26 protein-coding genes and 1 pseudogene are annotated in these 26,407 nt (G+C 70.9%); 8 read left to right on the top strand and 19 right to left on the bottom strand.

The genetic code is table 11. The annotated features are described in order from the left end of the window. Positions 1–61 precede the first annotated feature (61 nt). On the top strand, positions 62–1,699 hold the full coding sequence (locus ABZ815_RS15140; RefSeq protein ID WP_357697966.1) for an alpha/beta-hydrolase family protein: 1,638 nt from the start codon (positions 62–64) through the stop codon (positions 1,697–1,699). On the opposite strand, the gene ABZ815_RS15135 is transcribed toward ABZ815_RS15140, so the two are convergent. After that, positions 1,686–3,731: an APC family permease gene (locus tag ABZ815_RS15135; RefSeq protein WP_357697964.1), complete on the bottom strand. Its 2,046-nt coding sequence runs from the start codon at positions 3,729–3,731 to the stop codon at positions 1,686–1,688. The genes ABZ815_RS15140 and ABZ815_RS15135 overlap by 14 nt on opposite strands. A 101-nt stretch (positions 3,732–3,832) precedes the next feature. On the opposite strand from ABZ815_RS15135, the gene ABZ815_RS15130 reads away from it, so the two are divergent. The 3 genes from ABZ815_RS15130 to ABZ815_RS15120 are packed head-to-tail and all read left to right on the top strand — an operon-like array spanning position 3,833 to position 5,570. Further along, positions 3,833–4,498 (top strand): TrkA family potassium uptake protein, encoded by a 666-nt coding sequence (locus tag ABZ815_RS15130; RefSeq protein WP_357697962.1) that lies wholly within the window; start codon positions 3,833–3,835, stop codon positions 4,496–4,498. Continuing rightward, on the top strand, positions 4,498–5,157 hold the full coding sequence (locus ABZ815_RS15125; RefSeq protein WP_357697960.1) for a TrkA family potassium uptake protein: 660 nt from the start codon (positions 4,498–4,500) through the stop codon (positions 5,155–5,157). Before ABZ815_RS15130 ends, ABZ815_RS15125 begins: the two co-directional genes overlap by 1 nt. An 8-nt stretch (positions 5,158–5,165) precedes the next feature. Then, positions 5,166–5,570, top strand: a complete 405-nt coding sequence (locus ABZ815_RS15120; RefSeq protein ID WP_357697958.1) for a TIGR03668 family PPOX class F420-dependent oxidoreductase — start codon at positions 5,166–5,168, stop codon at positions 5,568–5,570. Here the strand turns inward: ABZ815_RS15120 and ABZ815_RS15115 are convergent. From ABZ815_RS15115 to valS, 9 genes and pseudogenes are all read right to left on the bottom strand, one after another. Continuing rightward, entirely contained in the window at positions 5,536–6,003 is a 468-nt protein-coding gene (locus ABZ815_RS15115) for an NUDIX domain-containing protein (RefSeq protein ID WP_357697956.1), read from the bottom strand. The genes ABZ815_RS15120 and ABZ815_RS15115 overlap by 35 nt on opposite strands. A gap of 295 nt (positions 6,004–6,298) precedes the next feature. Continuing rightward, a pseudogene (locus tag ABZ815_RS15110) lies at positions 6,299–6,633 on the bottom strand (hypothetical protein). Positions 6,634–6,731: 98 nt separating this feature from the next. After that, positions 6,732–7,403: a DUF3159 domain-containing protein gene (locus tag ABZ815_RS15105; RefSeq protein WP_357697954.1), complete on the bottom strand. Its 672-nt coding sequence runs from the start codon at positions 7,401–7,403 to the stop codon at positions 6,732–6,734. A 4-nt stretch (positions 7,404–7,407) separates the two neighbouring features. Beyond that, a complete protein-coding gene (locus tag ABZ815_RS15100; RefSeq protein ID WP_103955393.1) occupies positions 7,408–7,794 on the bottom strand; it encodes an OB-fold nucleic acid binding domain-containing protein in 387 nt (128 codons plus the stop codon). Between the two features lie 102 nt (positions 7,795–7,896). Further along, entirely contained in the window at positions 7,897–8,535 is a 639-nt protein-coding gene (locus ABZ815_RS15095) for a DUF3710 domain-containing protein (RefSeq protein ID WP_357697952.1), read from the bottom strand. A gap of 59 nt (positions 8,536–8,594) precedes the next feature. Beyond that, positions 8,595–9,035, bottom strand: coding sequence for a dUTP diphosphatase (dut, locus tag ABZ815_RS15090; protein ID WP_357697950.1), 441 nt, complete (start codon positions 9,033–9,035; stop codon positions 8,595–8,597). Next, complete coding sequence (locus ABZ815_RS15085) at positions 9,032–9,586, bottom strand: PaaI family thioesterase (protein WP_357697949.1); 555 nt, start codon at positions 9,584–9,586, stop codon at positions 9,032–9,034. Before ABZ815_RS15085 ends, dut begins: the two co-directional genes overlap by 4 nt. Positions 9,587–9,597: 11 nt before the next feature. Next, positions 9,598–10,839 carry an AI-2E family transporter gene (locus ABZ815_RS15080; protein WP_357697947.1) on the bottom strand — a complete coding sequence of 414 codons (1,242 nt, stop codon included), beginning with the start codon at positions 10,837–10,839 and terminating at the stop codon, positions 9,598–9,600. A 158-nt stretch (positions 10,840–10,997) separates the two neighbouring features. Then, the gene (gene valS, locus ABZ815_RS15075) at positions 10,998–13,475 is read right to left on the bottom strand and encodes a valine--tRNA ligase (RefSeq protein ID WP_357697945.1); all 2,478 of its coding nucleotides are present in this window, start codon (positions 13,473–13,475) and stop codon (positions 10,998–11,000) included. A gap of 107 nt (positions 13,476–13,582) precedes the next feature. On the opposite strand from valS, the gene ABZ815_RS15070 reads away from it, so the two are divergent. Then, on the top strand, positions 13,583–13,867 hold the full coding sequence (locus tag ABZ815_RS15070) for a DUF4235 domain-containing protein (protein WP_125646414.1): 285 nt from the start codon (positions 13,583–13,585) through the stop codon (positions 13,865–13,867). On the opposite strand, the gene ABZ815_RS15065 is transcribed toward ABZ815_RS15070, so the two are convergent. Genes ABZ815_RS15065 through ABZ815_RS15055 form a run of 3 tightly spaced genes read right to left on the bottom strand, consistent with a single transcriptional unit; the run spans position 13,800 to position 17,737 of the window. Continuing rightward, positions 13,800–15,233, bottom strand: a complete 1,434-nt coding sequence (locus ABZ815_RS15065; RefSeq protein ID WP_357697943.1) for a trehalose-6-phosphate synthase — start codon at positions 15,231–15,233, stop codon at positions 13,800–13,802. The genes ABZ815_RS15070 and ABZ815_RS15065 overlap by 68 nt on opposite strands. A 9-nt stretch (positions 15,234–15,242) precedes the next feature. Beyond that, positions 15,243–16,793 (bottom strand): FAD-dependent monooxygenase, encoded by a 1,551-nt coding sequence (locus ABZ815_RS15060; RefSeq protein ID WP_357697941.1) that lies wholly within the window; start codon positions 16,791–16,793, stop codon positions 15,243–15,245. Beyond that, positions 16,790–17,737: an MBL fold metallo-hydrolase gene (locus ABZ815_RS15055; RefSeq protein WP_357697939.1), complete on the bottom strand. Its 948-nt coding sequence runs from the start codon at positions 17,735–17,737 to the stop codon at positions 16,790–16,792. The genes ABZ815_RS15060 and ABZ815_RS15055 overlap by 4 nt, the downstream gene beginning before the upstream one ends. 175 nt (positions 17,738–17,912) lie before the next feature. Here ABZ815_RS15055 and paaI point away from each other — a divergent pair, with 175 nt between their 5' ends. Next, complete coding sequence (gene paaI, locus ABZ815_RS15050) at positions 17,913–18,281, top strand: hydroxyphenylacetyl-CoA thioesterase PaaI (RefSeq protein WP_357698290.1); 369 nt, start codon at positions 17,913–17,915, stop codon at positions 18,279–18,281. Beyond that, complete coding sequence (paaK, locus tag ABZ815_RS15045; protein WP_357697937.1) at positions 18,278–19,576, top strand: phenylacetate--CoA ligase PaaK; 1,299 nt, start codon at positions 18,278–18,280, stop codon at positions 19,574–19,576. The genes paaI and paaK overlap by 4 nt, the downstream gene beginning before the upstream one ends. 19 nt (positions 19,577–19,595) lie before the next feature. On the opposite strand, the gene ABZ815_RS15040 is transcribed toward paaK, so the two are convergent. From ABZ815_RS15040 to ABZ815_RS15025, 4 genes are all read right to left on the bottom strand, one after another. Beyond that, positions 19,596–20,405, bottom strand: coding sequence for a hypothetical protein (locus tag ABZ815_RS15040; RefSeq protein ID WP_357697935.1), 810 nt, complete (start codon positions 20,403–20,405; stop codon positions 19,596–19,598). Between the two features lie 93 nt (positions 20,406–20,498). Next, positions 20,499–20,798 carry a DUF4193 domain-containing protein gene (locus ABZ815_RS15035; protein ID WP_020542847.1) on the bottom strand — a complete coding sequence of 100 codons (300 nt, stop codon included), beginning with the start codon at positions 20,796–20,798 and terminating at the stop codon, positions 20,499–20,501. A 341-nt stretch (positions 20,799–21,139) separates the two neighbouring features. Then, positions 21,140–22,450: a HAMP domain-containing sensor histidine kinase gene (locus ABZ815_RS15030; protein WP_357697933.1), complete on the bottom strand. Its 1,311-nt coding sequence runs from the start codon at positions 22,448–22,450 to the stop codon at positions 21,140–21,142. Continuing rightward, positions 22,447–23,100: a response regulator transcription factor gene (locus ABZ815_RS15025; RefSeq protein ID WP_357697932.1), complete on the bottom strand. Its 654-nt coding sequence runs from the start codon at positions 23,098–23,100 to the stop codon at positions 22,447–22,449. The genes ABZ815_RS15030 and ABZ815_RS15025 overlap by 4 nt, the downstream gene beginning before the upstream one ends. Before the next feature lie 224 nt (positions 23,101–23,324). Between ABZ815_RS15025 and ABZ815_RS15020 the strand changes: the two genes are divergently transcribed. Then, positions 23,325–23,489, top strand: coding sequence for a hypothetical protein (locus tag ABZ815_RS15020; RefSeq protein ID WP_357697930.1), 165 nt, complete (start codon positions 23,325–23,327; stop codon positions 23,487–23,489). A gap of 63 nt (positions 23,490–23,552) precedes the next feature. On the opposite strand, the gene ABZ815_RS15015 is transcribed toward ABZ815_RS15020, so the two are convergent. Both ABZ815_RS15015 and ABZ815_RS15010 read right to left on the bottom strand, forming a co-directional pair. After that, positions 23,553–24,341 carry an inositol monophosphatase family protein gene (locus ABZ815_RS15015; protein WP_357697928.1) on the bottom strand — a complete coding sequence of 263 codons (789 nt, stop codon included), beginning with the start codon at positions 24,339–24,341 and terminating at the stop codon, positions 23,553–23,555. After that, complete coding sequence (locus ABZ815_RS15010; RefSeq protein ID WP_357697926.1) at positions 24,341–26,317, bottom strand: S9 family peptidase; 1,977 nt, start codon at positions 26,315–26,317, stop codon at positions 24,341–24,343. Before ABZ815_RS15010 ends, ABZ815_RS15015 begins: the two co-directional genes overlap by 1 nt. Between the last annotated feature and the right edge of the window lie 90 nt (positions 26,318–26,407).

Raw genomic sequence — 26,407 nt, 5'->3', positions numbered from 1 at the left:
GTGCCCCGCCTCGCGCCCCGGACGACCACGTTCCGGACTTGAGTCACTACTGTGGGTGATGATGGACAGGACTCGGGTGGTGCGCCGGCGGCTCGGATTCGGGGGCACGCTGCTGGCCGTGCTGTTCGCCTGCGCCTCGCTGACACCCTCGCTGCTGCCACGCACGTGGCTGTTCCAGGGCGTGATGGGCGCGGTCACCGGCATCCTCGGCTACGGGGTGGGGGCCGCGGCGGGCGCGCTCGGGCGGGCGATGATCCCGTACCGGCTGCCGGAGCGGGGGCGGCGGGCCGCCTGGCAGATCATGGTCGGCGGCTGTTGCGGGCTGACGGTCGTGGCACTGTGGTACAGCATCGACTGGCAGCGCGACGTGCGGGCGCTCATGGGCATGGACACCCGCATCACCTGGTTCCCGCCGGTGATCCTGGCGGTGGCGGTCACGCTGTTCGCCCTGTTCCTGCTGCTGTCCCGTCTCGTACGGCTGGCCGGCCGCAAGCTGATCGACTGGCTCGACCGGTACGTCCCCGCGTACGTGGGCCACGTCGTCGGCGTGCTGATCGTCGCCTCGATGGTCGCGCTGTTCGCCGACGACGTGCTGTTCTCCGGCTTCCTCAGCAAGATGAGCGACGTCTCCTCGGTCGCCAACGAGGGCACCCACCCGGGCGTGCGCAGGCCGGGCTCGGCCAAGGTGTCCGGCGGCCCCGGCTCGCTGGTGACCTGGGACTCCCTGGGCCGCGAGGGCCGCCGCTTCACCGCCACCGCCTCCACGGTCACGGAGCTGGCCACCTTCTCCGGCCGTCCGGCCGCCGAGCCCATCCGCGTGTACGTCGGGCTCGACGCCACCACCTCGCCCCAGGAGCAGGCCGCGGTGGCCGTACGGGAGCTGGAGCGGACGGGCGGCTTCGGCCGTCCGGTGCTCGCGGTGCTCGGCACGACCGGCACCGGCTGGGTCGACCAGCACATCGCCGACTCGCTGGAGTTCATGTACAACGGCGACACCGCCATGGTCGCGGTGCAGTACTCCTACCTGCCGAGCTGGGTGTCGTTCCTGGCCGACAGGCACAAGGCGGCGGCCGCGGGCCGGGCCCTGTTCGAGGCGGTGCGCGCCAGGTGGGACCGGCTCCCGCCCGCCCACCGGCCCCGGCTGCTGGTCGCCGGCGAGAGCCTGGGCTCCTACGAGCTGGAGAACTCCTTCCGCGACCTGGCCGACCTGGCCACCCGGACCGACGGCGCGCTGTTCGTCGGCCCGCCGAACGCCAACCCCGTCTGGAACCACCTCACCGCCCACCGCGACCCCGGCACCCCCATCTGGCGGCCCGTCTACCAGGACGGCAGGACGGCCCGCTTCGCCCAGCACCCGGCCGACCTGTCACGTCCCAAGGGCCCGTGGCCGCTCCCCCGCGTGGTCTACCTGCAGAACGCCACCGATCCCGTCGTGTGGTGGTCGCCCACGCTCATCTACCACCGTCCCGCCTGGCTGGAGGGCGAGCGCGGGCCCGGGGTGAACCCGCAGATGAACTGGTTCCCGCTGGTGACGTTCTGGCAGGTGCTGGTGGACATGACGGCGGCGATGTCCGTGCCGCCCGGCCACGGCCACCGCTACGGCGCCAACATCGTGGACGGGTGGGCCGCCGTCGCCGCGCCGCGCGGCTGGACGGCGTCCGACACCTGGCGGCTGCGGACGCTGGTCAGCGCGCCTTGATCTCGCCTTCGTCCTTGACGGTCTGGTGCCAGGGACGGCGCACCGCGCCCGGCGCGTACGGCTCGGGGCGGCCCTTGAGCCGGTCGGAGGAGTGGAGCTGCCAGGGCACGCTGGTCACCATGACGCCCGGCTTGAACAGCAGCCTGGCCTTCAGCCGCAACGCGCTCTGGTTGTGCAGCAGGTGCTCCCACCAGTGGCCGACGACGTACTCGGGGATGAAGACGGTGACCACGTCGCGCGGCGAGCGGCGGCGCAGGGTCTTGACGTAGTCGAGGATGGGCTGGGTGATCTCGCGGTAGGGCGAGTCGAGCATCTTGAGCGGCACCGGGATGCCCAGCCGCTCCCACTCCTCCTGGAGCCGGCGCGCCTCGTCGCCCTCGACGCCCACGGTGATCGCCTCCAGCGAGGAGGGACGGGTGGCGCGGGCGTAGGCGAGCGCGCGCATGGTGGGCTTGTGGATCTTGGAGACGAGCACGATCGCGTGGTTGCGGGCCGGCAGCATGGCGGGCTCGTAGTCGTCGGTGATCTCCAGCTCGGCCGCGACCTTGTCGTAGTGGCGGCGGATGCCCTTCATCATGAGGAAGAGCACCGGCATCGCGATGACCACGATCCACGCCCCGACCAGGAACTTGGTCAGCAGCACGACGATCAGCACCAGGCCGGTCATGATGGCGCCGAAGAAGTTGATCACACGGGAGCGGTGCATCTGGTGGCGGACCTGGCGGTCGGTCTCGGTCTTCAGATGACGGGTCCAGTGGATGACCATGCCGATCTGGCTGAGCGTGAAGGAGACGAACACGCCGACGATGTAGAGGTTGAGCAGTCGGCTGACGTCGGCCTGGAAGCCCCACAGCAGCAGGCAGGCGCCGAGCGCCAGGATGATGATGCCGTTGGAGAAGGCCAGCCGGTCGCCGCGGGTGTGGAGCTGGCGCGGCAGGTAGCGGTCCTGGGCGAGGATCGAGCCGAGCACGGGGAAGCCGTTGAAGGCGGTGTTCGCGGCCAGGAACAGGATGAGCGCGGTCACCGCGGAGATCACCACGAACGGCAGCGAGCCGCCGCCGAACACCGCGTCGGCCACCTGGGAGATGATCGGCTGCTGGTAGTAGCCGTCGCCGACCGGCGTGCCGTCGGGCCTGAGCAGGTCGTGGGCGACGACGCTCGGCTCGGCCACCCGCACGCCGGAGGCCAGCCCGAGCGCGATGATGCCGCCGAACATGGTGATGGCGATCAGGCCCATCATGAGCAGGGTCGTGGCGGCGTTCTTGCTCTTGGGCTTGCGGAAGGCGGGCACGCCGTTGCTGATGGCCTCGACGCCGGTCAGCGCGGCGCAGCCGGAGGAGAAGGCGCGCAGGATCAGGAAGGCCGCGGCGAAGGAGGCCAGGTTCGCCTGCTCGGGCCGGATGGAGAACCCGGCGCTGGGCGCCCGCAGCTCGTCGCCGAACACCAGCAGCCGGATGCCGCCCCAGGCGACCAGGCCGATCACCGCGAACATGAACGCGTACGTGGGGACGGCGAAGGCGGCCCCGGACTCGCGGATGCCGCGCAGGTTCACCACGGTGAGCAGGATCACGATGATGATGGCGATCGCGGGCCGGTGGTCGGCCACGAACGGGATGGTCGCGCCGACGTAGTCGACGCCGTTGGCCACCGACACGGCGACGGTCAGCACGTAGTCGACCATGAGGGCGCTGGCGACGGTGAGCCCCGCGTTCTTGCCGAGGTTGGTGGTGGCCACCTCGTAGTCGCCGCCGCCGCTGGGGTAGGCGTGCACGTTCTGCCGGTACGACGCCACGACCGTCAGCATCACCACCACGACGGCGACGGCGATCCAGGGACTGTAGGAATAGAACGAGACGCCCGCCAGCGACAGGATGACCAAAATCTCCTGCGGGGCGTAGGCCACCGAGGACAGAGCGTCACTGGCGAAGACCGGCAGGGCGATGCGTTTGGGCAGGAGTTGCTCGTGGAGCTGCCCGCTTCGCAGGGCGCGCCCCACGAGCACGCGTTTGACAAGATCCGTTACCTTCGCCACGTAACGAGATGCTAGCCGCATGCCGATGCCCTAAACGCGGCGCTCCCCCATCGGGCCATACTGGTGTCGAGCAACCGGCCGACCGCGAAGTGCGGGGGAGTATGCATATAGTGATCATGGGATGCGGCAGGGTCGGTTCGACCCTCGCCCACATCCTCGAGGACAGCGGCCATTCCGTCGCCATCATCGACCGCGACCCGCAGGCGTTCCGCCGCCTGCGCGCGGGGTTCCGGGGGCGGCGGGTGACCGGCGTCGGCTTCGATCGCGACGTGCTCACCGAGGCCGGGATCGAGTCGGCGACCGCGTACGTCGCCGTCTCCAGCGGCGACAACTCCAACATCATCTCCGCGCGTGTGGCCCGCGAGACGTTCGGCGTCGACAACGTGGTGGCCCGCATCTACGATCCCCGGCGGGCCGAGGTCTACCAGCGGTTGGGCATCCCCACGGTGGCCACCGTCCGCTGGACGGCCGACCAGATCCTGCGCCGCATCCTGCCCGAGGGCGCCGAGCCGCTGTGGCGCGACCCCACGGGCACGGTCGTTCTCGCCGAGGTCGCCACCAACCCGACCTGGATCGCCACCCGTGTCGTCGACCTGGAGAGCCGGGCCGGCGCCCGCGTGGCCTTCATCAACCGCATGGGCGAGGCCCTGACCATCACGGACGAGACCGTGGTCCAGGAGGGCGACCTGCTCCACGTCATCGCGGCGGAGAACGACATGGACCGGATCAACAAGGTGCTCGCCGCGGCGCCGGAAGAGGACGACTGATGCGCATCGCCATCGCCGGCGCGGGCGCCGTGGGCCGTTCCATCGCCTCCGAGCTGCTGGAGAACGGCCACGAGGTCCTGCTCATCGACGTCGACCCGCGGGCGATCAAGATCGACAGCGTGCCGCGCGCCGAGTGGCTGCTCGCCGACGCGTGCGAGATCGCCTCGCTCGACGAGGCCGGGCTCAGCAACTGCCACGTCGTGGTGGCCTCCTCCGGCGACGACAAGGTCAATCTTGTGGTCTCGTTGCTGGCCAAGACCGAGTACGGCGTGCCGCGCGTGGTGGCCCGCATCAACCACCCCAACAACGAGTGGCTGTTCAACGAGTCGTGGGGCGTCGACGTCGCCGTCTCGACGCCGCGGCTGCTGAGCGCCCTGGTGGAGGAGGCGGTCAGCGTCGGCGACCTGGTGCGGCTGATGACGTTCCGCCAGGGCCAGGCCAACCTGGTCGAGCTGACCCTCGCCGAGGACGCGCCGGTCGTGGGCCAGCGCGCCGGGTCGGTGCCGTGGCCGGTCGACTCCGCGCTGGTGGCGATCCTGCGCGAGGGCCGGGTGCTGGTGCCGACCGCCGACGACCCCCTGGAGGCCGGCGACGAGCTGCTGTTCGTGGCCAGCCAGGAGGTCGAGGAGGAGCTCGCCCACCTGCTCTCCCAGCGCTGAGCCCGGTCTTGGACGCCGCCCGCGCCCGCTCGCTGTTCGCGGGCGCCCGCGTCGCCCGCCTGGCGACGGCCGACGCGGGTGGGGTGCCGCGTCTGGTGCCCGTCACCTTCGCCGTCCTGGGTGACACCGTGGTGTCCGCCGTCGACCACAAACCGAAGAGCACGTACGACCTGAGGCGGCTGCGCGACATCCGGGCGAACCCGCGGGTCAGCCTGCTCGCCGACCACTACGAGGACGACTGGACCAGGCTGTGGTGGGCCCGCGCCGACGGCACGGCGACCGTGCACGAGGACGGCTTGTGGGCCTTGGAGTCCCTGGCCGACAAGTACCACCAGTACCGCGACCGGCCGCCCGAGGGGCCCGTGATCGTGGTCGCGGTCAGTCGGTGGTCGGGGTGGGCGTACTCGGGATGAGCAGGTCGCGGTGGGCGGCCTGCAGGCCCTCGGGCAGGTCGTCGGGGGCGACCCAGCGGGCTTCGAGGATCTCCAGCGGGTCGATCCTGAGCGTGCCGCCGACGAGCACGGCCTCGTAGGCCACCTCGGCCCGCAGCCCGAACCCGCTGCGCACGCGCAACAACCGGCCCGTGCGCACACTCAGGCCGGTCTCCTCGAACACCTCGCGCTCCACCGTGCCCTCGAAGGTCTCGCCCCTCTTGGCGAACCCCGTGGGGAAGCCCCATTGCCGCCCTTCCTGCCACAGGCGGTGGCGCAGCACGAGCACGCGTCCGTCGGCGTCGCGTACGAGGCCGGTGACGCCGACCATGAAGGTGGCATGGGTCAGCCACAACACCCGCCAGCGAACGCGCCCGCCCAGCGCCTTCCACACCCACGCCACCACCCGACCCACCCAGTTCCCCCTCACCCCACCCAGGCTCCCACGCCCCCGAACCCCCCGAACCCTCCCGCCGCACCACCTGACCCCCTCCTGGCGGCCCACTCCGTGTCGCCTAGGGTGTCGATGGTGACCACCAGCCCCAGCTCGGTCGCGGTGAGAACGAACGTGGCCGCCCCGCCCTTTTCGCCCCCCTGCGGCGACCTTCAGCGGCGCTTCGGATGGGATGGAGGTCCGCACGGCCCCTTGCCCCAGCAGCACGCAGGGGCCCTTGCCCGTTGAGCTTCGAGCATCACGGCGGGTCAAGAGGTCAGAGGCGGTGGATCCCGCTCAGGTCGACGTCCAGGTCGAAGGGTACGGTCAGCTTGAGCCTGTCGTGGTGGATGCCGGTGAGCGCGTAGGCGCGGGTGGCGGGGTCGCGCTCGTAGACGTAGACGACGGGCTCACCGGGGGAGCGGCTCCGCGCAGGCCGGCAGCGAAAAGGTCGACGATCACCGCGTGAAAGGACGCTTGAGCACGGGCGAAGACCAGGCTTCCGTCGATCAACTCGGTGTGCGCAGGCAGATCCGGAAGGTCATCGAGGTCTTCTGCGACGAAGCCTCCCGGCGGCGGGAAGACCCAGTCGGGCAGCGAGGACGTGGTCATCTCCAGGCTCACCGCTTCGGCTGTCGTGCTCCAACGCTCGTAAGGTGCCAGGTGGGCGGACCCACCTGGTTCGGTGACCGGGAGCAAGCCCCGGCGGGTCAGGCCGGGGCGACCGGGGGCTTGATGGGGGTGCGGCCGCGGCCGAGGAGCCAGAGCATCGCGGCCAGGGCCGCCACCTGCAGGGGCCAGCCCATCACGATCTTGGCGAAGCCGAGCGCGGCCACCGCCTGGTCGCCGCCGCCGAACAGGTAGACCGGGCCCTGCACCGCCACCCGCACCACGCACGGCAGCATGAGCAGCCAGGTCAGCCGCGTGCAGAGACGGACGATGCCCGCGTCTTTGTGCCAGCCCACCGGGTCGTTGGTGACCGAGCCGATGAGGAAGCCCACGACCGGCCAGCGGGTGACGATGGACAGCAGCATGCCCACCGAGTACGCGCCGTTCCACAGGATGCCGGGCAGGAAGTAGTCTTTCGCGTCGCCGGACCGGCTGGCGAAGAACGCGCCGATCGCGATGCCGATCAGGCTGTTGATCACGAACTGCGGCGTGGACCGCTGGATCACCCGGGCCAGCAGGAGCAGCACCGACAGCGAGATGCTGATGATGAGCGACTTCTTCAGGTCTTCGGTGAAGATCCACGACAATGTGAAGGCGATCGTCGGCACCGCGGCCTCGATGATGCCGCGGACGCCACCGAAAGCCTTGGCGAGCTGGGCTCGCACCGCCGCCTCGACGGTCTCGTGCGCGACCTCTTCCGCCTCAGCACTCACCTGATCAACTCCCTGGGCGCAGTTCGTATCGCGGATTGAACATCACTTTGCGCCCGTCCTGCATGCTGACCAGGCCCTCGGCCTTGACCGTGCGGCCCGGCTCGATGCCGGCGATCTTGCGGCGGCCGAGCCACACCAGGTCGATCACGTCGGACCCGTCGTACAGCTCGGCCTCCAGGGCGGGAGCGCCGCCCCTCGGACGCAGTGTCACCGTACGTAGCGTACCCGCTACACAGAATCTGCGGCGCCCGCCACACGACACGATGGGCGTCGCGCCGACCTCGTCGGCGTCTTCCCGCAGTTCCTGGGCCTCGATCTCGGACTGGGTCGTGGCCAGCCGACTGAAGAAGCCCCGCAATCCCCCGCGTTTCGGAGGCTCTGCCGTACTCATGATGGTTCAGCCTATGTGATGGTAAGCCGTCAGCGAATAGCCGATGGGGGGTCTTGGGAATGTCGCCGGACGGGCCCGGGCGAGTGCCCGCAAATGTAACACTCAGCGGGTCTCGCTGATTTCCGGACCGCGCTTGAAGGGGCTGAACGCCGGCCGTTCCTCCTGCTCCCCGGCCTGCCGCTCCTGCGGGCGGCTCAGCGTGATGGGCTCCTCGCGGGTCATCGGCTCGTCGCCGCGCACGACCACGACGTCCTTGACGAAGTCGATGAACGCCCCGGAGACCCGTTCGTCGAAGGCTCCCGGGCCGGTGATGGCCGCCAGGAGGAACCAGCGCGGGCCGTCGACGCCGATGTAGCGGGCCGCCCTGGTGCCGCCTTCCATGGCGACCTCGCCGGCCAGCTCGACGCCGAACGGGCCCTCCCGCTCCTCCAGGGTCTGGGCCTGGGCCATGATCTTGGTCCTGACCTCGTCCCACAGGCCGGCCGAGCGTGGCGCGGCCAGGGCCTGGAGCTGCAGCGAGCTGTCCTCGTACAGGACGACGACGCCGACGTGCTGGTCGCCGAGCGAGGCCAGGCGCACATCGAAGTCGGGGTTGTGCGGCAGCCGCAGGCCGCCGAGGTCGATCCTGTCGGTGTCGGGGTGGGGCTCGTCGGCGTCCCACGGGCCGGACTCACGGGTGGGGGCCGCTGACTCCTGCTCGGCCACCGCTTCCGGCTGCTCACGACGACGACGTCGGAACACGTTCCTCACTCTCCCTGTTCGCGGGGCCGTGGCCCCAGGCTTCTTCCCGGACCGCCGCTTCAGCGGCCCGTCGATCCGAATCCGTTGGCGCCGCGCACCGAGCCGGGCAGGCGTTCGACCTCGTAGAAGGCCGCGCGCTCGACCCGCTGGACCACGAGCTGGGCCACCCGGTCACCTCGCCGCAGGCGGAACGGCTCCTTGGCGTCGGTGTTGATCAGCGTCACCTTGATCTCGCCCCGGTAGCCGGCGTCGACCGTGCCGGGGGCGTTGACGAGCGTGACGCCGTGGCGGGCCGCCAGGCCGGAGCGCGGGTGCACGAACGCGGCGTAGCCGTCGGGCAGCGCGATCGCGACGCCGGTGCCGACCACGGTCCGCTCGCCCGGCAGCAGCTCGACGTCCTCGGCCGCGTAGAGGTCGGCGCCGGCGTCGCCCGGGTGGGCGTAGGACGGCACCGGCAGCCCGGTGTCGAGCCGCTGGATGAGGACCTCCACGTCGCTCACGGGTTCACCTCGAAGTCCTGGTGTTCGGCGGCGATCGCCGCGAGATCGCCGTGCTCGGCGAAGTGTTCCATGCTCACCTCGATGAACAGCGCTGCCGCGCGGACGGCGACCGGTCCGTCGGGAGCGCCGATGCGCCCCTCAGCCTCAAGGTACGCCTTCCTGCCCGTGATCCCGTTGCACCAGGCGCGCAGGTGGAGTGTCGTGCCCACGGGAACGGGGAGAAGGTAGTCGGTCTCCAGCCGTGCCGTCACATAGGGCTTGTGGAACAGGTAGACGGACATTCCGATGACCTCGTCCATCGCCGCGGCCAGCACGCCGCCGTGGGCGAGCATCGGCGCGCCCTGGTGGGCCTCCCCCACGGTGAACTCGGCCTCGACCGTGACGCCGTCGGGCGTGGCCGCCTTCAGGTGCAGGCCGGTCGGGTGGCCGTGGCCGCAGCCGAAGCAGCGGCTGTAGTGGGAGCCGAGGGAGCTGCCCGGCGCCGGGGCGCCGGGATGGGCCGCGGGCGCCGAGGCGTCCGGCGGCGGGGTGGTGAGGGAGGAACGGGTCACGGGTGACGAGGTTACTCGCTGCGGCCCCCGGACTCGCCCTCGACACCGGATCGGGACCGCCCGGCCGGCCCCACGTCATCACCCTCCGACGGCCCGCCGGGCGCGGACGGCGCCTCCTCGGCGGGACGCCCGCCCGCCGGCGCGTCGCCGGACGGCGGCTCCCCCGCCGAGGGCCCGTGCTCGGGCGGCGGCGGGAGGGCGGGCGGTTTGTGGCGCAGCTCCGGCAGCGCCCGGTAGATCACCGCCGCGACCGGCACGGCCACGGCCGCTCCGGCGATGCCCGCCAGGATGCCGCCCACGGACAGCACCAGGATGATCGCCAGCGGGTGGAAGTTGAGCGCCCGGCCCACGATCAGCGGCTGGAGCACGTGGTTCTCCAGCTGCTGCTCGACGATGAGGATGCCCAGGAAGATCAGCGCGTAGACCAGGCCCTTGGCGCCGAGGGTGACGAGGGTGGCGACGGTGCCGGCGAAGAAGATGCCGACGATCGGGATGAAGCTGGCGAAGAAGATCAGCACGGCCAGCGGCGCCCACAGCGGCACCCCCATGCCGGCCAGCACGATGCCCATGATCAGGCCGTGCACGGCGGCCACGGCCACGGTGCCCTGGACGTAGTGGGAGAGCGTGGTCCAGGCCGCCCGGCCCGCCCGGTCGACCCGCGGCGACATCGAGCCGAAGGCGCGCAGGAACCACGACCAGATGCGGTCGCCGTCCTTGAGCAGGAAGAACGTGACGAAGAGCAGCAGCACGATGGACGCGAGCACCTCGATCGCGACGGCGCTGGCCGAGAGCACGGTGCCGGTGATGGCGGTGCGCTGGGCGTTGACCATCGTGGCGATCTCGTCGACGTACCCGGTGATCTGGGCCTGCTTCAGGTGCAGCGGGCCGGTGATCAGCCACTCCTGGACCGAGCGCGCGGTGGCCTGCACCTGCGTGACCAGGTTGGGGAACTCTTCGCTGGCCCGCGCCCCGACCAGCCAGCCGGTGCCGGCCAGGACGGCCAGCGCGACCAGCATGGTCAGCCAGGTGGCGTAGATGGGCCGCAGGCCCGCCCGTCGCAGGCTCTTGGTCAGCGGGAACAGCAGCGCGGTCAGCAGCAGCGCGATCGCCACGGGCAGCGCCACGAACGTGAGCCGGGCGATCGCCTGGACGAAGAAGTAGACGACCACGCCGACGAGGATCAGGCACCCGCACCATGCGGCCATCTTGGCCAGCACGGGCGGTACGAGTGTGGTGGGGCGGTCGATCTGCACGTGTTCAAGACTGGCACGTCCGCGCCGAGGATGCGCACCGATAAAACGCCCGGGTACCGAAGTGGCCCGCCCAGGCGGCGACACACCGGGCCCGGCGACGCCCGCCGGGACGGTGAGGGACCTGGCCCCTCACCGTCCGAGGCGGGCGCCGCCGCGGTTCAGCCCAGGTGCACCTCGACCGTCAGCTCGTCGCCGCCGGTCAGGACGAACTCCTCGACGTTGCCCGCCGCGCACAGGTCGTCCTGGGCCTGCCGGACAAGGTCGGCCTCGGGACCGGAGACGGTCAGCCTGGACACCTCGGCCCGCATCGACGACTTGGCCTCCGACTTGGCCTTGCGCATCCGCCGCAGCACCTCCGAGGCCACGGTCAGCACCGCCGGATCGCCCGTGCCGCGCTCGGGGGCCGGCCAGGTGGCGCGGTGCACCGAGCCCTCGCGCCACCACGACCAGACCTCCTCGGTCACGAACGGCAGCACCGGCGCGAACAGCCGCAGCAGCGTGTCGAGGGCCTGCCGCAGCGCCGCGTGCGCCGAGGCGGCGGCCGGCCCGGACTCGTAGGCCCGCGCCTTGACCAGCTCCAGGTAGTCGTCGCAGAAGGACCAGAAGAACCGCTCGACGGCCTCCAGGGCGCGGGTGTGGTCGTAGGACTCGAACGCCTGCGTGGCCTCGCGGGCCATGTCGGACAGGGCGGCCAGCATCGACAGGTCGATCGGCTCGGTGACCTCGCCCTCGCTGCCGGCCAGGCCGAGCACGAACTTCGAGGCGTTGAGGATCTTGATCGCCAGCCGCCGGCCGATCTTGAGCTGGCCCACGTCGAACGTGGTGTCCACGCCGTAGCGGCCGTTCGCGGCCCAGTAGCGGACCGCGTCGGAGCCGTGCTGCTCCAGCAGGTCGAGCGGGGTGACCACGTTGCCCTTGGACTTGGACATCTTCTTGCGGTCGGGGTCGAGGATCCAGCCGGAGATCGCCACGTCGCTCCACGGCAGCGCGTCGAACTCCAGGTGGGAGCGGACCACCGTCGAGAACAGCCAGGTGCGGATGATCTCGTGCGCCTGCGGCCGCAGGTCGTAGGGGGACACGCGCCGGTAGAGGTCGTCGTCGGTCGCCCAGCGGCCGGCGATCTGCGGCGTCAGGGACGAGGTCGCCCAGGTGTCCATGACGTCGGGGTCGGCCATGAAGCCGCCGGGCACCCCCCGCTGCTCCTCGGTGTAGCCGGGCGGCACGTCGGAGGACGGGTCGACCGGCAGCGACTCCTCGGCCGGCAGGATCGGCGCGTCGTGGACCGGGTTGCCGGACTCGTCCAGCGGATACCACACCGGGAACGGCACGCCGAAGAACCGCTGGCGGGAGATCAGCCAGTCGCTGGTCAGGCCCTCGACCCAGTTGTCGTAGCGCACCCGCATGTGCGGCGGGTGCCAGGCCAGCTCGCTGCCGCGCTCCAGCAGCCGGGCGCGCAGCGCCTGCTCGCGCCCGCCGTTGCGGATGTACCACTGGCGGGTGGTGACGATCTCCAGCGGCTTGTCGCCGCGTTCGTAGAACTTCACCGCGCGCTGCACCGGGCGCGGGTCGCCGTCGAGGTCGCCGGACTCGCGCAGCAGCTCCACGATGCGCTCGCGGGCGCTGTGGACGGTCTTGCCGGCCAGCTCCTTGTACGGCTCGGCGTCCACGCCGTCGGGCGGCTCGGGGAGCAGCCGGCCGTCCCAGCCGATGACCGGCCGGGTGGGCAGGTGCAGCTCACGCCACCAGGTGACGTCGGTGATGTCGCCGAACGTGCAGATCATCGCGATGCCGGACCCCTTGTCGGGCTCGGCCAGGTGGTGGGCCAGGATCGGCACCTCGACGCCGAACAGCGGCGTGAGCGCGGACGTGCCGAACAGCGGCTTGTAGCGCTCGTCGTCGGGGTGGGCGACCAGAGCGACGCAGGCCGGGATCAGCTCGGGCCGGGTCGTCTCGATCCAGACGGGCCCGCGCTCGCCGTAGAAGGAGACGCGGTGGAAGGAGCCGGGCCACTCGCGGTCCTCCAGCTCGGCCTGGGCCACCGCGGTGCGGTAGGTGACGTCCCACAGCGTGGGCGCCTCGGCGAGGTAGGCCTCGCCGCGGCCGAGGTTGCGCAGGAACGCCCGCTGGGACACCGCGCGCGACTCGTCGCTGATCGTGGTGTAGAGCAGGTCCCAGTCGACCGACAGGCCGACCCGCCGCCAGACCTCCTCGAACGCCTTCTCGTCGATGGCGGTGAGCTGGTGACACAGCTCCACGAAGTTGCGCCGCGAAATGGAGATCTCACGTTTGCCGGGCTTGTCCGGTGGAACGAAGTCGGGGTCGTACGGCAGCGACGGATCGCAGCGCACCCCGTAGACGTTCTGCACCCGCCGTTCGGTGGGCAGGCCGTTGTCGTCCCAGCCGATGGGGTAGAACACCGACTTGCCGATCATCCGCTGGTAGCGGGCCATGATGTCGGTGTGGGTGAAGGAGAAGACATGACCGACGTGGAGGGAGCCGGACACCGTGGGCGGCGGCGTGTCGATGGAGTAGACCTGCTCGCGCGGCCGGGTGCGGTCGAAGCGGTAGGTGCCCTCCTCCTGCCAGCGAGCTACCCATACCTGCTCCAAGCCGTCGAGGGTCGGCTTTTCCGGCATGGATGCATGGCGTAGTCGCTGTTGAGTCATGCCTCCTTATGGTACGGCTTCGGGGGGACGGCAAGCGTTAGAGACTAGTGTTCGTTACATAGGGGAAGGGAGTTGGCATGGCGGAGGACAAACCCGACATCGCCTGGCGTGTCATCGGTGGTCTGGTGGGCATGGCGACCGCTTGGGGGATGAGAAAGCTGCTCGGGTTCGTCTGGGTCAAGGCGACCGGCAAGGAGCCGCCACTCGACGACGACTCGCCCGAGGTCAGCATGGGTGAGGCGATCGGTTACGCGATCCTCACCGGCGTCGGGATGTCCGTGGCGCAGATCGTGGTCAACCGGACCGCCAAGAAGCGTTACGACGCGTGGAAGTCTGTGAAGCAGGTGTCTCAAGGGCACTGAGGAACTCGCTCGCCCAGCGGTCCACGTCGTAGGTGGCCACCCGGCGGCGCATCGTGCGCATCCGGCGGGCCAGCTCGTGCGGCGTGGCCCGCATGGCGGCGATCATCTGGCGCTTGACGTCCTCGATGTCGTACGGGTTGACCAGGTACGCCTGCCGCAGCTCGTCGGCCGCCCCGGTGAACTCGCTGAGCACCAGGGCGCCCTGGAGGTCGTGGTGGCAGGAGACGTACTCCTTGGCCACCAGGTTCATCCCGTCACGCAGGGGCGTGACCACCATGACGTCGGCCGCCAGGTAGAGCGCGGCCAGCTCGTCGTGGCCGTAGGACTGGTGGAAGTACTGGATCGGCTGCACCCCGATCTGGGCGTGCTCGCCGTTGATCCGGCCCACCTGCAGCTCGATGTCGTCGCGCAGTTTGCGGTACTCGTCCACGCGTTCGCGGCTCGGGGTGGCGATCTGCACGAAGACCGCCTCGTTCGGGCGCAGGCTGCCGTCCTTGAGCAGCTCGCCGAACGCCTCCAGGCGCTGGCCGATGCCCTTGGTGTAGTCGAGCCGGTCCACGCCGAGCAGCACGTGCTCCGGATCGCCCAGCTCGCCCCTGATCTCCTTGGCCCGCGCCACCACCTGCGGCTCGCGCACCAGCGAGTCGAGCTGCCCGAAGTCCACCGAGATCGGGAACGCCTGCGTGGTCACCACCCGGTCGTCGAGGAAGATCTCGTTCCCCTTGTACGGCAGCCCGAGCAGCCGCCGGCACAGCCTGCGGAAGTTCGAGGCCCCGCCGGGAAGCTGGAAGCCGACGAGGTCCGCGCCGAGCAGCCCCTCGACCAGTTCCTTGCGCCAGGGCAGCCGCCAGAACAGCTCGACCGGCGGGAACGGGATGTGCAGGAAGAAGCCGATCCGCAGGTCGGGCCGGAGCCGTCGGAGCATCGCGGGCACGAGCTGGAGCTGGTAGTCCTGCACCCAGACGACGGCCCCCTCCTCGGCGGCCTCGGCGGCGGCCGCGGCGAAGCGTTCGTTGACCGAGCGGTAGGTCTCCCACATCTCCCGCTCGAACACCGGCGGCGCCACCACGTCGTGGTAGAGCGGCCAGAGCGTGGCGTTGGAGAAACCCTCGTAGTAGAGCTCGACCTCGCGGGCCGACAACGGGATCGGGATGAGGCTCATGCCGTCCTGCTCGAACGGTTCGAGCTGCTCGTCCGGCGCGCCGTGCCATCCGGCCCAGGCGCCGTGGCGGCGCTTCATCACGGGCGCTATGGCCGTCACGAGCCCCCCCGGGCTCCTGCGCCACGAGGCCGTTCCGTCTGGCTCGATCGCGCGATCGACCGGCAAGCGGTTCGCGACGATAAGAAACGAGCTACGGCCGGTCACGCAGTCCTCCTAGGGCTCAGGTAGAGGAGAGCCGCAGGCGCGGCTCACGGCGGCCGCGACCTCGTCCGGCCCCCCGCGGGGAATGATCGCGGCGATGTGGGCATCTGGCCTGATCACCCATGCTTCGTCCGGCCGCGCGCCCAGTCTTTCGGCGAGCGAGCCGGACGCATCCATCTCCGTGAGCTCGCGGACGGCGAGCGGTGCCGTAATGACCTTGCCCAAGACCTGCACAAACAAACGCGAATCACACATATCGCCCAACAGAACGAGGAAACCGTCCCGGCAGAACTCGCGCAGCCTGCCCTTCGCCAGCGGCACGTCCGGCAGGATCACCCCGGGGGCCGGCTCGCACAGCGCGCCCTTAGGCGGACGGCCCCGGAACGGCCGTTCCGGCTCGGGCGTGGTGAGCGGCGAGTCGACGTACCAGTAGGGCTCGGCGAAGCGTCCGGAGTCGACCTCGGCGACCAGGCCGCCCTCCAGCACCTCCCGCCGTCTGGCCCGGTCCCGGGCCGTCCGCGGCGCGAGGAAGCGCATGGTGGCGGCGGTGACCTCCAGGTTCTCCAGCGCCGCCGCGTGCCGCTCGACGTGGTACGACTCCAGCAGCTCGGGCCCGGCCCAGCCGTTGAGCGCGAAGGCCAGCTTCCAGGCCGCGTTCTCGGCGTCGGGCACGCCGGAGTTGAGCCCGCGGGCCCCGAAGGGCGCCACCAGATGGGCGCAGTCGCCCGCCAGCAGCACCCGCCCGACCCGCATCCGGGACGCGACCCGCGAGTGGAACCGGTACGTGCTGTGCCAGATCACCTCGTACGGCCGATCCCCAATGATTTGCCGGATTTTCTGCGAAATATCATCTTTTGTTGGGATGAAGTCCGGCGCGATCTGCCAGTCGATCCGGTACGTCCCGTTCGGGCAGGGATGGATGAGGACCTGGCGGCCCGGGTTCCACACCGGGTCGAAGTAGAAGCGCCGCTCGTTCTCCCAGCCGGGCAGCTCCGCTCGGATGTCGCAGATCAGGAACTGGTCGTCGAACGCCTCGCCGTCGAAGGAGACGCCGAGCGACCGGCGTACCTGCTGGGCCCGGGCACCCGCGCAGACCAGCACGTAGGGGGCGCGCAGCAGCCGCTGCCCGCACTGGACCTCGACCCCGGCCGGGTCCTGGACCAGCCCGGTGACCTCGTGGTTCCAGCGCACCTCGATCAGCGGCTGGTCGGCGATGACCTCGTCGAGCAGCTGCTCGGTGCGGGCCTGGGAGATGTTCACGCAGGGCGGCAGCGGGCCCTGGCCGTCGAAGGACCAGGAGAACAGCTCGCGGTCACGGTAGTAGGTGCGGGCCGTGGTCCAGGCCAGCCCCTCCTCCGCCACCCGGCCCGCGCCCGCCGCGGCCCAGATGTCGAGCACGTCGCGCTGCTGGCAGATCGACTTCGAGCCGCCGCCGTCGCGGGCCTGGCGCCGGTCCAGCACCAGCACCCGGATGCCCCATCTGGCCAGCAGCAGCGCGGCGGTCTGGCCGACCGGGCCCGCGCCGACGACGATCACCTGCGGCACGGACTCCCCGGGTCTCATGACTGGAGCTCGTCCCACACTTCGCGGTCGCGTTCGGCGGTCCAGATGCGCGGACGTTCGACGCCGTGGAGCTCGTCCCAGAGGCGGGAGACGTTGAAGGGCAGGCAGTGCTCGAAGATGGGCCAGCCGCCGTAGCGGGGCGCGAGGGCCCGGTGGGTGCGCTCGAACGCCTCCTTCAGCCCGCCCGCCGCGCCGACCTCGCGCAGCATCACGGTCAGGAAGTCGCGGCTCTGGGTGATGGCCGCCTCGACCGCGGTCTTGCCGTGGGCCACCGCTCCCCTGCCGCCCACCAGCGTCTCGGCCCCGAACGAGGCGACGCGGTCGAGCGTGCCGGCGGCCCATTCGCGGTGGAAGGCGTCGCCGGTGTAGAGCGCGGCCTGCGACTCGACCAGGTCGCCGGCGAACAGGATGCGCTGTTCGGGCAGCCAGGCCACCAGGTCGCCCTCGGTGTGGCCGCGCCCGCAGTGGGCCAGCACCAGGTCGCCCCTGCCGCCGCCGAGGTCGATGGTGAAGGTGTCGCCGAACGTGGCGGTGGGCCAGGTCAGGCCGGGGATCGAGGCGGGGTCCTTGAACAGGCGGGGCATCCGGGCGTACTCGCTGGCCCAGTCCTGCTCGCCGCGCTCGGCGATCAGCTCGCGGGTCTTGTCGTGGGCCACGATGACGTCGGCGCCGAACGCCGAGGCGCCCAGCACCCGGACCGCGTGGTAGTGCGAGAGCACGAGGTATCTGACCGGTTTGCCGGTGTGCTCGCGCAGCCTGGCCAGCCAGTCGGCGGCGGCCGTGGGCGTGGCCAGGGCCTCGAAGCAGACCAGGAAGTCCTCGCCCTCGATCGCGCCCACGTTGGGATCGCCCTCGGCGGTGAGCGCGTAGACGCCGTCCGCCAGCACCTCAAGGGACTGCCGCTTCTCACCGAGATCCGCCGACGAGGCGAACGGCTTGCTCATCGTCTCTCCTCACGCGCCGAGGCCGACCCGCTGATGAACCAGGACATACCCCACAAACGGCCCTTACCGCTCCACCGCGCCGGCCCTCCCTTGACAGTGCTCGGCAGGACGGTGAAGTGTTTACCGAACATTCGGTCAGTAAGCAAGGGAGACCTGTGTGGAGAGCGCGCGTCGCATGATGGACGCCGACACCGCCTCCGCCGCCCTGGGCATCGAGCTGGTGGAGCTGGCCGAGGGCCGCGCGGTGTGCCGGATGGCGGTGACCGCCCAGATGATCAACGGACACTCCCTCTGCCACGGCGGCTACGTCTTCCTGCTGGCCGACACCGCCTTCGCCTGCGCGTGCAACACCCGCGGCCCGGTGACCGTGGCGGCCGGGGCCGAGATCACCTTCGTCGCCCCCGCCCACGAGGGCGACGTGCTGGTGGCCGAGGCGGCCGAGCGCACCAGCTACGGCCGCAGCGGCATCTACGACATCACCGTGCGCGGGGCCGGCGGCCGGGTGGTCGCGGAGTTCCGCGGGCGCAGCAGGGAGCTGAGATGAGGCCCGTCCCCCCGCCGTCCCCCGAGGAGCTCGACCCGGTCGAGCGCGTCTCCAGGGACGAGCTCATGGCCCTGCAACTGCGACGCCTGCGCTGGACGTTGGCGCACGCCTACGACAACGTGCCGCTCTACCGGCGCAAGTTCGACGAGCACGGCGTCCGCCCTGACGACTGCCGGAGCCTGGACGACCTCGCGCACTTCCCGTTCACCACCAAGGAGGACCTGCGCGAGTCCTACCCGTTCGGCATGTTCGCCGTGCCGCGCGAGCAGGTGGCGCGGATCCACGCCTCCTCGGGCACCACGGGCAAGCCCACGGTCGTGGGGTACACGCGGGCCGACCTCGACGTCTGGGCGCAGGTGATGGCCCGGTCGATCCGGGCGTCCGGCGGGCGTCCCGGCGACGTGGTGCACGTGGCCTACGGCTACGGGCTGTTCACCGGCGGCCTCGGCGCCCATTACGGGGCCGAGCGGCTGGGCTGCACCGTCGTGCCGGTCTCCGGCGGCATGACGGCCCGGCAGGTCCAGCTCATCACCGACTTCCGGCCCAGGGTCATCATGGTCACGCCGTCGTACCTGCTGGCGCTGCTCGACGAGTTCGCCGCGCAGGGCCTCGACCCGCGCGAGAGCTCGCTGGAGATCGGCATCTTCGGCGCCGAGCCCTGGACCGAGCGCATGCGCGCCGAGATCGAGGAGCGCTTCGACCTGCACGCCGTCGACATCTACGGCCTGTCGGAGGTCATGGGCCCCGGCGTGGCCAACGAGTGCGTCGAGACCAAGGACGGCCTGCACGTCTGGGAGGACCACTTCTACCCCGAGACCGTCGACCCCTTCACCGGCGAACCGGCCCCGGACGGCGGCGAGCTGGTGTTCACCAGCCTCACCAAGGAGGCCATGCCGGTCATCCGCTACCGCACCCGCGACCTGACCAGGCTGCTGCCCGGCACGGCCAGGCCCGCCTTCCGCCGCATGGAGAAGGTCACCGGCCGCACCGACGACATGATCATCCTGCGTGGCGTGAACGTGTTCCCGACCCAGATCGAGGAGCTCGTGCTGCGCGTGCCCGGCCTGTCGCCGCACTTCCAGCTCCACCTGACCCGGCCGGACCGGCTCGACGTGCTCATCGTCAGGGTCGAGGCGCGGCCGAGCGCGACCGCTCGTGAGGAGGCCGGGCGCGCGCTGCGCCACGCGGTCAAGGCGGGCGTCGGGGTGAGCGTCGAGGTCGAGGTCGTGGACCCGGAGACGCTGGAGCGGTCGGTGGGCAAGCTCAAGCGCGTGGTGGACGACCGGGACGTCTGAGCCGTCCCGGTGCGCCGGACTACGGCGTCAGCTCGTCAGGGGGAGCCTGCGGCGGCAACGACGGGCCCTTGAGGCGCAGGTCGGCGCGGATGGCCTTGCCGAGCTTGCCGGTCGCGCCGCGGTTGAGCGCGCCGCCGGCGACGGCCCCGGTGAGGAAGGGGCCGAAGGTGGTCAGATGACGCCCGAGCGTACGCATGAGGCGGTTGCGAAGAGCGGCCTTGGACGCCGCGCCGAGCGCGAGCGAGACGGACGCGGGGGCGAGGGGGTCGATGCCGCGCTGTTTGGCCCAGGCGGAGGTGAAGGCGAAGGCCCGCTGGGTGCCGGTGCCCTGGACGCGGACGCCGTAGACCTCGTGCAGCTCGGCCAGGAGCTTGACCTCGATCGCGGCGACGACGATGGTCTCCGCCACGAGCTGCGCGGGCGCTGAGAGCAGGAGGGGTGGTGCGGCGAACTGGGCCGCCGCGAGTGCTCCGCCGATGGCCCCGACCGTCATGGTGGCCTTCTGGGCGGTGCGCACCAGGTCGTCGGCGAGCTCCTCGCCGGTGAGGCCGTGATGGTGCTCCGACAGCGTGTGCAGGTCGCGGATGGGGATGCGGGGCGCGATGCTGAGGAAGACCTCGGCCAGCCAGCGACCGCGGCCCGCGCCGCTCGCTCGTGCCTTCTTCGCCCCTGTGGCCAGGGACTTCGCCAGTCGGCCGAGCAGCCTGCGCCGCTCGGCCGGCTCCAGCTCACCCGGCTGGGTGAGCCGTACGACGAGCTCGCCGACCTCCTTCTCGGGGTCGGCGCTCCCGTCGTCAACTTGCCGGTCGTCCTTCTCAGGTTCGGCCACGCGATGCCTCCGTCCACTTGGTCACGACCGCTCAGGGCAGGCGGGCTCGGTCGTTCCTTGGGTCCCTCACCCTGAGCTCCTTCGCTCCAGCGGTCAGGCGGCGCACTCCCGGCAGACCTGCTGGCCGTTCTTCTCGGAGGCCAGCTGGCTGCGGTGGTGTACCAGGAAGCAGCGCGAGCAGGTGAACTCGTCGGCCTGGCGGGGAATCACCCGCAGGGAGAGCTCTTCGTTCGACAGATCCGCGCCGGGCAGCTCCAGCGACTCGGCGAGGTCGGTCTCGTCGATGTCGATGCTGCCGGACGACTTGTCGGTACGCCGTGCCTGGAGTTCTTGGAGGCTGTCCTCCCCCAGGTCGTCGTCTGTCTTTCGCGGGCTGTCGTAGTCGGTAGCCATTGTGCTTACTCCATCCCCCTCATCTATATGTCTTCGCGCTCATCGCGCGTCTTCTAACGTCCGGGAGGCCCATCTTGTGCCCGTTCCGTCGGGGAGATTTTCCATCGGTACCCCGCACGAACGGACAACGAACCTCCCAACACGTCCGGGCCTGCCGCCGACGGCAATGGTTAGCCAAATATGGCGAAACCCACAGCCTTGGCGTCATGCACCACCGTGTTCGACGGCACATCCAACCACATGTACGGCGAGAACGAGACGCCCCCACTACATCAACACGCGGACGAACACACCGGAACGTCACCCCGTCAGCGCCCCATGGCCCACACAAGGGCGCTCGATCAACGTGTCGGAAGCCGAATCGTCACCACAAGTCCTCCGCCATCTCGTGGCACAGCGGTCACGTTCCCACCGTGTGCCTGCACGACCGCACGGACGATGGACAGCCCCAGCCCCGAGCCCTTGGCCGATTCCACGCGGTCGGCGTGGAGCCTCCTGAACGGCTCGAACAGGCTGTTCACCTCGTACGCCGGGACGTGCTGCCCCGTGTTGGCCACCTGAACAACCAGCCCCCCGTCCGCCATTCCCGTTCGGATCCAGACTTTTCCGCTTTCGGGAAGGTTGTACTTGAGGGCGTTCTCCAGCAGGTTGCCGACCGACCGCTCCAGAAGCACCGGGTCGCCCACGGTAGGCGCGCTGACCAGTTCGGCCACAACGGTCACGCCCTGTTCCGCGGCGAAGGGCGCGAGCTGTTCCATGGCCGTCTGCGCGACTTCCTGAACGTCGAGCGGTTTGCGCACCGCGAGTTCGCGTTCGCTCCTGGCGAGCAACAGCAACCCCTCGATGAGCTTCTCGTTACGCGCGTTGACTTCCAGCAACGTACGGCCGAGCGCTTTGAGATCCTCCGACGCCTCCGGATCCGACAGCGCGATCTCCAGGACGGTCCGGTTAATCGTCAACGGCGTGCGCAATTCGTGGGAGGCGTTGGCCACGAATCTGCGCTGGGTGTCGAAGGCGACGTTGAGCCGGGTCAGCATGGCGTCGAAGGTGTCGGCCAGCTCCTTCAGCTCGTCGTTGGGGCCGCGCAGGGCGATGCGCTGATGGGCCAGCGTGCTCTCCGACAGCTTGCGGGCCGCGCTGGTCATCTGGGCGACCGGCCGCAGAGCCCGGTCGGCCACGAAGTAGCCGATGATGAGCGCGAGGATGCCGACCCCGGCCAGCGCCATGAACGAGCTGCTGAACAATGCGTCGCGGGCGCTGCTGACGGCCCGCCCCTTGGCCAGGGTCCACCGGTTCTGCATGATGGCGGCGTCGAGGGGGTCGAGGTCGTCGGTGATCAGGTCGGGCCAGGCGTTCTCGATCGACCTGCCCACGATCGAGTAGACGACGAACAGCAGCACGGCCGCGGCGGCGAACACCAGGGCGCTGTAGGTGAGCGTGAGCCGCCACCGGATGCTGACCTTGGCCGGCAGCCCCTTGACACGTTCCAGGGGGCTGCGGACGGGCGTCTCGGAGCCGGGCGGGGGCGGGCCGTCCCAGGCCGGCGGCCCGCTCGGGGGTGGCGCCTCCTGCACGCGCGTCGCCTTCCTGGCCGAATGGGGGCTGATCATCGGATGCGTCGGCCCCGCCCCGCCCTCTGGCCGTTCACTCACAACTTGTACCCAACCCCGGGCACGGTCTCGATCACCTGAGGCTCGCCCAGCTTCTTCCGCAACGTCATCATGGTCACCCGGACCACGTTCGTGAACGGGTCGATGTTCTCGTCCCACGCCTTGTCCAGCAGGTCCTCCTGGCTGACCACCGCGCCCTCGGCGCGCATCAGCTCCTCCAGGACCGCGAACTCCTTCTTGGTGAGCACGATCTCCTTGCCCTCGCGCTCGACCAGCCGCTTGCCCGGGTCGAGGCGGATGCCGGCCCGCTCCAGCACGGGCGGCAGCGCGGGCGCGGAACGCCGGCCGAGCGCGCGCACCCGGGCCACCAGCTCGATGAACACGAACGGCTTGGCCAGGTAGTCGTCGGCCCCGAGGCCGAGCCCCTCCACCTTGTCGTCCACGTCGCCGGAGGCGGTCAGCATGAGGATCCGCGAGGCCGAACGCTGCTCGACCAGCCTGCGGCACACCTCGTCGCCGTGCACGACCGGCAGGTCGCGGTCGAGCACGATGACGTCGTAGTCGATGTAGGAGGTGCGCTCAAGGGCGCCGCCGCCGTCGTAGGCGACGTCGACGGCCATGGCCTCACGCCTCAGCCCGGTCGCGATCGCGTCGGCGAGCACCCGCTCGTCCTCTACAACCAGCACTCGCACGCCTGGTACACCTCTTTCCGGTTCCGGTGCCTCATTCTGCCTACAGGCTCGATAAGCGCACGGTAAGGCATGTCCAGGGGTGGACCGGGCAGGGGCCGCGGAAATTCATGTTTCAGGGGGCGATAACCCGGGGTATGCCGTCGGGACACCCATTGCCCGGACATCCACTGGCAATGGGGTCCACTTCACCCCGCACGGATCGAACCCCTGAGAGAGTAGGTGAGATGGGCGAGTTCACCACCACGATCGAACGCCGCCTCGACCAGGCTTACAAGGGCCTCACCGAGGCCCGTTGCACCGGCGACGACTACCTCGCCGACACCCTCACCGCCGAGATCGAGGACCTGCGCCGCCTGGCCGACGATCACGGCATCCCGCTGCCGCGTTAGACAGACGTGTGCGACGGCCGGGGCCCATGGGGTCCCGGCCGTCCCGTCATGCGCGCCGCTCCGTCAGGAGTCGCGTTCGGGGTCCAGCGGCACGAGCAGGTCGTGCAGCTCCTCGAACAGGCCGGGCGCCGCGCACAGCACGAACTCGGGCCCGGCCGGACGGCCGCGCAGCCCGCCGAGCCGGGCTCCCGACTCGGTCGCCACCAGCCCGGCCGCGGCGAAGTCCCACGCGTTGGTGCCGCGCTCGTAGTACGCGTCCACCCGCCCGGCCGCCACCGAGCACAGGTCGATGGCGCACGAGCCGCCGCGCCGGATGTCGCGAACCCGCGGCAGCACCGACGCCACGACCCGCCCCTGGACCTCGCGGCGCGGCGCCGAATAGCCGAACCCGGTCGCGACCAGAGCCCTGGCCATCGGCACCTCTCTGTTGCAGCGCAGCCGCGCGCCGCCCAGCCAGGCGCCCTCGCCGAGCGCGGCGGTGAACACCTCTCCCCGCGCCGGCACGTTGACCACCCCCGCCACGACCTGCCCGGCCACCTCGACGGCGATCGAGACCGCCCAGTCCGGCAGGCCGTACAGGAAGTTGACGGTGCCGTCCACGGGGTCGACGATCCACCGCACGTCGGACGCGCCCGGCGCCTCGCCGCCCTCCTCGCCGAGGAAGCGGTCGTCCGGGCGGACCGCCAGGACGCGCTCGCGGATCAGCTCCTCCGACGCCTTGTCCAGGACGGTGACGACGTCGGTGGGGCTGGACTTGGTCTCGACGTCCGCCGACATCGTGGGCCGCTTGGCCAGCAGCATGTCGCCGGCCTCCCGGGCGATGTCCTCGGCCAGCCGCAGGAAGTCGGTCATCAGGCCACCGAGTCCGGGCGCTTCCACTCCTCGCCGAGCACGTGCTGGGCGAGGAAGGCGAGAACGGTCTCGTACCAGGCGATGACGTTGCCCGGCTTGAGGATCCAGTGGTTCTCGTCGGGGAAGTACAGGAACTTCGACTCGACGTCGGAGCGCTGGAGGTCCCACCACAGGCGCAGGGACTCGCCGATCGGCACCCGGTAGTCCTTGTCGCCGTGGATGACGAGCATCGGGGTGGTGATCTTGCCGATCGCCAGGTGCGGGGAGAGCCGGTCGTAGCGCTCCGAGCCCGGCTCGCCGAACTCGCGCTGCCAGTACAGGGAGGAGTCGGTGGTGCCGGCGAACTGGTCGAGGTTCCACAGCGCGGCGTGGGTGACGATGGCCTGGTAGCGGTCGGTGTGCCCGGCCAGCCAGTTGGCCATGTAGCCGCCGAACGAGCCGCCCATCGCCGCCACGCGCTCGTTGTCGATGTCGTCCCTGGCCAGGGCGACGTCCACGATGGCGTCGAGGTCGGCCTGGGTGCGGGGGCCCCAGTCGCCCCAGCCGCGGTCGATCATCTCCTGGCCGTAGCCGGTGGACAGGCAAGGGTCGGGCATGAGGACGGCGTACCCGCGCTGGGCCATGATCCACGACTGCCAGCGCCACTGCCAGTCGTTCCAGGACGCCACCGGGCCGCCGTGGATCCACAGCAGGAACGGCGCGGGGCTGTCGGCCGAGGCGCCCTCGGGCAGCACGAGCCAGCCGCGCACGGTCGCGCCGTCGTCGGCGGTGGCCGAGATCTCGGTCAGCGTGCCCGGCACCTCGGGACGCGGGGCCGGCGAGGGCAGGTCGGCGATCTCGCCGGTGGCCACGTCGATCCTGGCGGGGGCGGGGGCGAGCGCGATGTTGCTGCGCAGGGCGTAGACGTACGTGCCGTCGGCGCTCGCGTTGACCCCGAGGTAGGCGGCGTCGTCGGCGGTGAGCCTGGTGTGCTCGCCGGCCAGCGGGACGCGGAAGACCGGACGGCGGCCCTGGTGGTCGGCGACCAGATAGAGGGCCGAGGAGTCGGGGGCCCAGGCGACGTCCGTCGGGAACAGGCCGGGGGCGTAGGCCCGGCCCTCGCCGGTGGCCAGGTCGGCGATCCACAGCTCCACGCGGACGGAGACGTCCACGCTCGTGATGCGCTCGCGCGCGCAGGCCACCCGCGTGCCGTCGGGCGAGACGGCGATCGGGCCGCCGAAGTCGTGGGCCTCGTCGGTGAGCAGGGTGCGCCGCTCGCCGGTGGCCACGTCGATGGCGACCAGGTCCGTGCGGCTGTCGCCGCCGGGCAGGTACCGGCGCCAGGAGGCGATCACGGTGGAGCCGTCGGGGGTGAGCTCGAAGGTGGTGTCGCGCAGCGCCTCGCCCGCGTCGGGGGTCAGCTCGCGCACGTCCTCCAGACGGTCGGCGCCGAGCCGGCCGGCGAACAGCCGGGTGCGGGCCGGGCCGAGGTCGTGGTCCCAGTAGCGGACCGGGTAGCCCTCGTGCAGGATCGCGCTGATGCCGGCGTCCTTGCGGGCCTTGCGCCGCTCGTCCTCGGTCGCCTCCTCGCCGTCGAGCACGTCGGAGGCGAACACCACCACGTCGCCCGCCGTGCGGGCGGCGCCGATGCCGCCGGGACGGGTGGCGATCTGGCGGGCCTCGCCGCCGGCGCGCGGCAGCAGCCACAGCGCGGGCACCTCGTCGGCCGCGTCCTTGACGGTGGGGTCGGGGCGCGCGGAGGTGAACAGCACGTCCCCCGCGTCGGTGAAGACGGCGGCCGACTCGCCCTTGGTGGAACGGGTCAGGCGGTACGGCTCACCGTCGACGGGGATCGCCCAGAGCGCGGTGCCGTACGACTTGCCGTCGGGTTCGAGCGCCTGCACGACCGAGATCAGGCGGGAGCCGTCAGGCGAGAGCTTCAGGGAGAGGACCCGGGGAATGGCCACATAGTCACGAATGTCATCGAATGCGCTCACTCGATCGAACCTACCTGGTCACCGCCGCTCCACGGGAGGCGGCGCGCTCGGTGCTCCCTCCGGCGCGGACCACCGGGCCTCCTGACTAGG

This window comes from Nonomuraea sp. NPDC047529, assembly GCF_040642995.1.
Classification (GTDB): Bacteria; Actinomycetota; Actinomycetes; order Streptosporangiales; family Streptosporangiaceae; genus Nonomuraea.
The sequence above is the reverse complement of the archived record's forward strand: the minus strand, read 5'-3'. Positions and strand labels throughout refer to the sequence as shown.